The 6,688-nt window shown below is 62.8% G+C and carries 8 protein-coding genes and 1 pseudogene; 5 read left to right on the top strand and 4 right to left on the bottom strand.

Annotated elements, in window-relative coordinates; translation table 11 throughout:
• Positions 1–40 precede the first annotated feature (40 nt).
• The gene (locus tag C3418_RS22300) at positions 41–970 is read right to left on the bottom strand and encodes a recombinase family protein (RefSeq protein ID WP_003150544.1); all 930 of its coding nucleotides are present in this window, start codon (positions 968–970) and stop codon (positions 41–43) included.
• 201 nt (positions 971–1,171) lie between these two features.
• On the opposite strand from C3418_RS22300, the gene C3418_RS22295 reads away from it, so the two are divergent.
• From C3418_RS22295 to C3418_RS22285, 3 genes are read left to right on the top strand one after another with little or no spacing between them, the layout of a single operon-like run.
• Positions 1,172–1,411, top strand: a complete 240-nt coding sequence (locus C3418_RS22295) for a ribbon-helix-helix domain-containing protein (RefSeq protein WP_003089107.1) — start codon at positions 1,172–1,174, stop codon at positions 1,409–1,411.
• Complete coding sequence (locus C3418_RS22290) at positions 1,411–1,821, top strand: putative toxin-antitoxin system toxin component, PIN family (RefSeq protein WP_003150546.1); 411 nt, start codon at positions 1,411–1,413, stop codon at positions 1,819–1,821. The genes C3418_RS22295 and C3418_RS22290 overlap by 1 nt, the downstream gene beginning before the upstream one ends.
• Before the next feature lie 3 nt (positions 1,822–1,824).
• Positions 1,825–4,818, top strand: a complete 2,994-nt coding sequence (locus C3418_RS22285; RefSeq protein WP_033995769.1) for a Tn3 family transposase — start codon at positions 1,825–1,827, stop codon at positions 4,816–4,818.
• A 12-nt stretch (positions 4,819–4,830) separates the two neighbouring features.
• Here the strand turns inward: C3418_RS22285 and C3418_RS22280 are convergent, their stop codons facing one another.
• The 3 genes and pseudogenes from C3418_RS22280 to C3418_RS22270 all read right to left on the bottom strand — a co-directional run.
• A complete protein-coding gene (locus C3418_RS22280; RefSeq protein ID WP_003089113.1) occupies positions 4,831–5,043 on the bottom strand; it encodes a GDCCVxC domain-containing (seleno)protein in 213 nt (70 codons plus the stop codon).
• Between the two features lie 7 nt (positions 5,044–5,050).
• Positions 5,051–5,326, bottom strand: coding sequence for a mercury resistance system periplasmic binding protein MerP (gene merP / locus C3418_RS22275; protein WP_003150552.1), 276 nt, complete (start codon positions 5,324–5,326; stop codon positions 5,051–5,053).
• A gap of 12 nt (positions 5,327–5,338) precedes the next feature.
• Positions 5,339–5,554, bottom strand: a pseudogene (locus C3418_RS22270) (mercuric transporter MerT family protein); the annotation flags it as partial.
• Between the two features lie 152 nt (positions 5,555–5,706).
• Here C3418_RS22270 and C3418_RS22265 point away from each other — a divergent pair.
• Together C3418_RS22265 and C3418_RS22260 are read left to right on the top strand one after the other, a co-directional pair.
• The gene (locus tag C3418_RS22265) at positions 5,707–5,955 is read left to right on the top strand and encodes a type II toxin-antitoxin system YafQ family toxin (RefSeq protein ID WP_012585400.1); all 249 of its coding nucleotides are present in this window, start codon (positions 5,707–5,709) and stop codon (positions 5,953–5,955) included.
• A 126-nt stretch (positions 5,956–6,081) separates the two neighbouring features.
• A complete protein-coding gene (locus C3418_RS22260; RefSeq protein ID WP_001173919.1) occupies positions 6,082–6,657 on the top strand; it encodes a recombinase family protein in 576 nt (191 codons plus the stop codon).
• Positions 6,658–6,688 lie beyond the last annotated feature (31 nt).

Genomic DNA, 6,688 nt, shown 5'->3' with positions numbered 1-6,688 from the left:
GGGGTTTGGGGAGCAATGGAACCAAAAACCAACGTAAGCCCTACCAACGCTTTTCGGTGTCTTCTTCCCAGGCGCCCATCTCGACAAAACAGTTGCGCATGTCGGCCTCCTGGCTGATCTCGGTCAGCAGGTCATGCACGCTCTTGTCCAGCTCATCGTCGCTCCGATACGGAATGGTCAACTCATAGTGGCCGGCATCCAGCCGCTTCATGCCATAGGGCTCCAGGCAGTAGCGCTCAATGTTCTCCGTGGCCCGCTTCCGGCCGCGCACGAACTTGCTGTTATTCACCACCGCGAGGCGCAGGGTGACGGTGGCCACCCGCTCGGCGGCGGGCGGCTCTGCCGGCGACGCGGCCGAAGGCTGCTGGTCGCGTGACCTGGCGCTCTTCTGGTACGCGCCGATCTCGACACCACGGTGGCGCAGGTAGCTGTACAGCGTGCTCTTGGAGATGTGCAGCTTCTCGCCGATCGCGCTGACGCTCAGGCGACCTTCGCGGTAGAGGGTTTCGGCCGCCATGGCGGTGGCCTCAGCCTTGGCTGGCAGGCCCTTGGGACGGCCACCGATCCGGCCACGCGCCCGTGCGGCCGACAGACCCGCCTGAGTCCGCTCGCGGATCAGCTCGCGCTCGAACTCCGCCAGCGAGGCGAACAGGTTGAACACCAGGCGGCCTTGGGCGTGGGTGGTGTCGATGGGGTCATTCAGGCTCTGTAAGCCGACCTTGCGCTCTGCCAGCTCGCCGACCAACTCGACCAGGTGCTTGAGGGAACGCCCAAGGCGATCCAGCTTCCAGATCACCACGGCATCACCCGGCCGCACGTTGGCCAGCAGTTTGTCCAACTCCGGCCGGGCGCTTTTCGCGCCGCTGGCGATGTCTTGGTAGATGCGTTCGCACCCGGCCTGTTTCAGGGCATCGACTTGTAGGTCGGCTTTCTGATCCCGAGTGCTCACTCGCGCATAACCGATCTTCATCAAAAGTACTGTTTACTCGACTACGTTAGTAATAGTTGAACTTTGATTAAGCGTACCAGTTATTTGAACCGTAGCGCGGGGAGCTTAACGAACCGAGCCATTCCTCGATAGAGTTCGGCAAAACCTTCGTTTTGTCGAACCATTGCATCGCCCTTTGTGATTGGCGTATAAACACACAAACACCTATTAGCGGAGAACGCTATGAATACCATTCGCTGGAATGTCGCCGTCTCGGCCGACACCGACCAGTCGCTTCGGATGTTTCTGGCCAGCCAGGGCGGCGGCCGTAAGGGCGACCTGTCGCGCTTCATCGAAGAAGCGGTACGGGCACACATCCTGGAGCTGAGCGCTGAGCAGGCCAAGGCCGCTAACGCCCATCTGAGTGAGGCAGAATTGACCAACGCGGTTGACGAAGCGCTCGACTGGGCACGTAAGCGCTGATGCGGGTCGTGTTGGATACCAACATCCTGTTCAGCGCCCTGATCTCGCCACATGGCGCGCCCGATGCGATCTACCGTGCCTGGCGGGCGGCGCGTTTCGAGGTGGTGACCTCGCGGATGCAACTCGATGAAATTCGTCGAGCCAGCCGCTATCCCAAGCTTCAGGCCATCCTACAGCCCGCCAAGGTGGGCGCCATGATCAATAACCTGCAACGGGCTGTGGTACTGGAGCGCCTGACCATCGAGGTCGAAGCCGATGATCCGGATGACTCGTTTTTGCTGGCCATGGCCTTGGCGGGCGATGCGGACTACCTGGTAACCGGTGATCGCCGCGCCGGCCTGCTGCAACGCGGGCACATCGAACGCACGCGGATCGTCACGCCCGCCGTGTTCTGCGTCGAGGTGCTGTGATCAATGCCGGTCGGTTTTCTGACTCAAGAGCAACGCGACGGTTTTGGCCGCTATGTTGATTCGCCCAGCCGTGAAGAGCTGGAACGTTACTTCCACCTGAGCGATGAAGACCGTGAAGCCATCCAGGTGCTGCGGGGTAACCATAACCGTCTGGGTTATGCCGTTCTGCTGACCACCGTCCGCTTCGTTGGCGTTCTGCCGGACAAGCCCGCCGCCGTGCCGGTGGAAGTCCTGCAGGTGCTTTGCCGACAACTGGCGATTCCAGACCCCGACTGCCTCCAGCGCTATAGCGATCATCGCCGCTGGATACATGCCACCGATATTCAGAACCGCTTTGGCTATCGTCATTTCACCGATCCGGGCATCGGCTTTCGCTTGAGCCGCTGGCTGTATGCCCTCTGCTGGACGGGCACCGACCGGCCGGGAGTGCTGTTTGAGCGAGCCACCTCGTGGCTGTTCACACAGAAAGTCCTCCTGCCTGGTGTGTCTCAACTAGAGCGCTTTATCGCCCAGTTGCGCAGTCGGGTCGAAGAACGCCTCTGGTTTACGCTGGGCCGCAGCGTGACTGAGGAACAGCGATTGCAACTGCAAGACTTGCTGACGGTGGCCGAAGGCAACCGCAGCTCCCGGCTGGATCAATTGCGCTCCGGCCCGGTCATGGTCAGTGGCCCCGCGTTGATTCGGGCACTGCGCCGGCTCGATGACGTGCGCGGCATCGGCATCACCTTGCCGGCGGCGGCGCACATCCCTCCCAGCCGTATCGCCGCCCTGGCCCGCTTCGCCAACACGGCCAAGGTCACCGCGATTAATCGGCTGCCGGCGTCGCGGCGGATGGCGACACTGGTGGCCTTCGCACTCTGCCTGGAGGCGACTGCGCACGACGACGCACTGGAAGTCCTGGAGGCCTTGCTGCGCGACCTGTTCAGCAACGCGGAGAAGGCCGACAAGAAAGCCCGCATGCGCAGCCTGAAAGACCTGGATCGGTCGGCCGCGACGCTCGCCGCCGCGTGCAAGGTCGTGCTGGACAGCTCGATCAGCGATGACAACGTGCGCGCCCGGCTGTTCAACGACCTGCCGAGGACCACCCTGGAAAAGGCCCTGGAAGAGGTCAACGCGCTGATCCGCCCGGTAGATGACGTCTATTTTCTTGCATTGGAAGCGCGCTACCGCAGCGTGCGCCGCTTCCTGCCCGACCTGCTCAAGCACATCCGCTTCGGCTTCAGCCCGGCCGGCAAGGGCGTGGCGGCTAGTCTGGAGTGGCTGCAACTGAACCTGCCGCGCCGGAAGCCAGAGGATGACGCGCCGCAGGAGATCGTGGCCAAGGCTTGGCAGAAGCACATCACCCGCGAAGATGGCTCCCTCGACATGGGTGCCTATGTGTTCTGCACGCTCGATGCGCTGCGCACGGCCCTGCGCCGCCACGATGTCTTCGTCTCGCCCAGTTGGCGCTATGCCGACCCGCGTCTTGGCCTGCTCGACGGTGCCGAATGGCTGGCGGCGCGACCGATCATCTGCCGGTCACTGGGCCTGACCATCGACGCCAAAACCACCCTGGACGCCTTGTCCGTCGAGCTGGATGCAACCTGGCTGGCAGTAGCCGCGCGCCTGCCCGACAACCCGGCGATTCAACTGAGCGAGAACACCGAGGGCAAGACCGAACTGTCGCTCGGGGCGCTGGACAAGCTGGACGAGCCCTGCTCGTTGCTGCAACTGCGGGCGGCCGTGTCTGACCTGATGCCGCGTGTCGATCTGCCGGAAATCCTCTTGGAAATCGCCGCCCGCACTGGCTTTTCCGAGGCCTTCACCCATGTCTCCGAACGCAATGCACGCGCCGACAACCTGGTCACCAGCCTCTGCGCGGTGCTGTTGGGCGGGGCCTGCAACACCGGCCTGGAGCCCTTGATCCGCACCGACAACCCGGCGCTGCGCCGTGACCGGCTGTCCTGGGTCAGCCAGAATTATATCCGCGACGACACCCTGTCAGCGGCTAACGCCATCCTGGTCGGAGCGCAAAGCCAACTGGAACTGGCCCAAGTCTGGGGTGGCGGCGAGGTCGCCTCCGCCGATGGCATGCGCTTCGTCGTACCGGTGCGCACCGTGCATGCCGGCCCCAATCCGAAGTATTTCGGCACCGGCCGGGGTGTCACCTGGTACAACCTGATTTCCGACCAATTCTCCGGCCTCAACGCCATCACCGTGCCCGGCACGCTGCGCGACAGCCTGGTGTTGCTGGCGGTCGTGCTGGAACAGCAGACCGAGTTGCAGCCGACGCAAATCATGACCGACACCGGGGCCTACAGCGATGTGGTGTTCGGGCTCTTCCGCCTACTTGGCTACCACTTCAGTCCGCGGCTGGCCGATGTCGGCGGTACCCGCTTCTGGCGCACGCGCCCGGACGCGGACTACGGCAAGCTCAACGGGCTGGCCCGCCAGTCGGTCAAACTCGACCTGATCGCCGAGCACTGGGACGACCTGCTGCGCCTGGCCGGCTCGCTCAAACTCGGCCGGGTGCCGGCGACTGGCATCATGCGCACGCTGCAAACGGGAGATAGACCCACCCGGCTGGCCCAGGCGCTGGCCGAATTCGGGCGGATCGAAAAGACTCTGCACACGTTGACCTATATCGACGACGAGTCCAAGCGCCGCGCCACCCTGACCCAGTTGAACCGAGGCGAAGGCCGGCACAGCCTGGCCCGCGCCGTGTTCCACGGCAAACGCGGCGAGCTCCGCCAGCGCTACCGCGAAGGCCAGGAAGACCAGCTCGGTGCTCTGGGCCTGGTGGTGAACATCATCGTGCTGTGGAACACCCTCTACATGACGGCGGCCGTGGAACGGCTCAAGCAGCACGGCTATCCAGTGCTGGAAGAGGATTTGGCCCGGCTATCGCCGCTGATCTACGAGCACATCAACATGCTCGGGCGGTATTCCTTTGCGGTACCGGAAGAAGTTGCGCGCGGCGAGCTGCGGCCACTGCGTAATCCAGACGACGACCTGTGATCCCCCTAAACGCTATGAGCAACACCCAAGCTGCTGCTGGATCGGCGGGCACTTCACCGAGCCGAACGAACAGAAAACGCAGCAATCCCCTGGGTTGGGGCGCAGCAGCGCCTTGCAGTTGCTGCACTCGTAATAGAACTGGCAGGCGTCCGTGGGCATGGTTTCCGGCTTGGCGAAGCCGCAGCGCGGGCAAGTCAGCACGGACTCAAGGACAATGGCGCTCATCGTGACCTCACTTCTGCACTGTGGAGGGGTATCCCGCGTTCGCGGTCGCCTCAGTCAGTGCCTCGGGCTGGGCCTTATCGGGATCGTAGGTGACGGTCGCCGTCTTCTGGTCGAAATTGACCTGGACGTCACTCACGCCGGACACCTTCTCCAGCGACTTCTTGACCGTGATCGGACAGAGTCCGCACGTCATGTTCTGCACGTCGAGCGTGACGGTTTTCGGGGGAGCCGCCAGCGCCACGAAGGGCAAGGCGAAAAGCACGGCGATCAGCAGTTTGCGCATGGTTAATCTCCTTCAGTAGAACAGCGGGGCGAGCCACGGCACGGCCAATAGGCCGAGCAGCAGCACGCTGACGATCCAGAACACGAGTCGCTGTCGCACGAGCGTGCGCGGATCGGCGCAGGGTGTACCTGGCGTACAAACCTGTGGCACCAGGTAGAGCTTGCGGAATGCCAATCCCAGGAACAGTAGAGTCAACCCGATGAAGAGGGGGCGTAGTGGCTCCATCATGGGGTCACCTCAGAAAACGGAAAAAATCGTACGGTAAGCCGCTGGCATGGTCTAGCTTCTCGCAAACGATCGTTTTTGAGAGGCTTCAATGAGAATCAGATCTGTCATTTTCAGAAGACGACTGCACCAGACAACGCGGTTTGAAGGCTGTTGTGCAGTCGTCTATTGAACGAACAGTATCAGGAGTCCGCTGCACGAATGATGACCTCAAGCCGGTTCTGGTCGCGCTGGCGACCGATCAGCCCCTGGATGTGCGATACCGCGACCACGATCTTTCCGGCGATTGGGCGGGCTACCGCGAATGCCACATCAAGCCCGACCTGCTGCTGATCTACCGCAAGTCCGACGCCGACACCCTGCGACTGGCGCGGCTTGGCTCCCATAGCGAGCTGTTCGGCTGATGCCAGTCGCCTTGTCCGCCAAACGATCATTAGGCGGCCAAACCGGACGCCTGTCCGAAAACATCTTGCGCAACGGGATGACGGACAATAAGATAGGCGGACGGTATAACGGACAAATGGGCGGAAATGGCACTCATCGGCTATGCGCGGGTATCGACGGCGGAACAGGACACCGCCTTGCAGACGGATGCGCTGCGCAATGCAGGCTGCGAACGGGTTTTCGAGGACACGGCATCCGGGGCCAAGGCAGACCGGCCCGGCTTGGCCGATGCGCTGGCTTATCTGCGCGATGGCGATGTGCTGGTCGTCTGGCGGCTGGATCGGCTTGGCCGCTCCCTGCCGCACCTGATTGAGACGGTCGGCAAGCTGGAAGCACGGGGCGTCGGCTTCCGCTCGTTGACTGAAAACATCGACACCACCACGCCGGGCGGACGGCTCATCTTCCATGTGTTCGGTGCGCTGGGCCAGTTCGAGCGCGACCTGATCCGCGAGCGCACCAAGGCCGGGTTGACCGCTGCCGCCGCACGCGGGCGCAAAGGCGGACGCAAGCCGGTTGTCACTGCCGACAAGTTGCAACGAGCGCGGGAGCTTGTCGCCAACGGCTTGAATGTCCGCGAGGCCGCCGCACGCCTCAAGGTAGGAAAAACCGCTCTCTACGCTGCCTTGCAGGCGGCCAGTTCTGGCAGTGCAGCCGACTCCTGATATTTCGTGCAGTCGCCTTCTGAAAACGACA

It is taken from the genome of Aeromonas sp. ASNIH8, from assembly GCF_002919855.1.
GTDB lineage: Bacteria > Pseudomonadota > Gammaproteobacteria > Enterobacterales > Aeromonadaceae > Aeromonas > Aeromonas caviae.
Note: the sequence above shows the minus strand (reverse complement) of the source record. Positions and strands in the feature narration are given on the sequence as shown.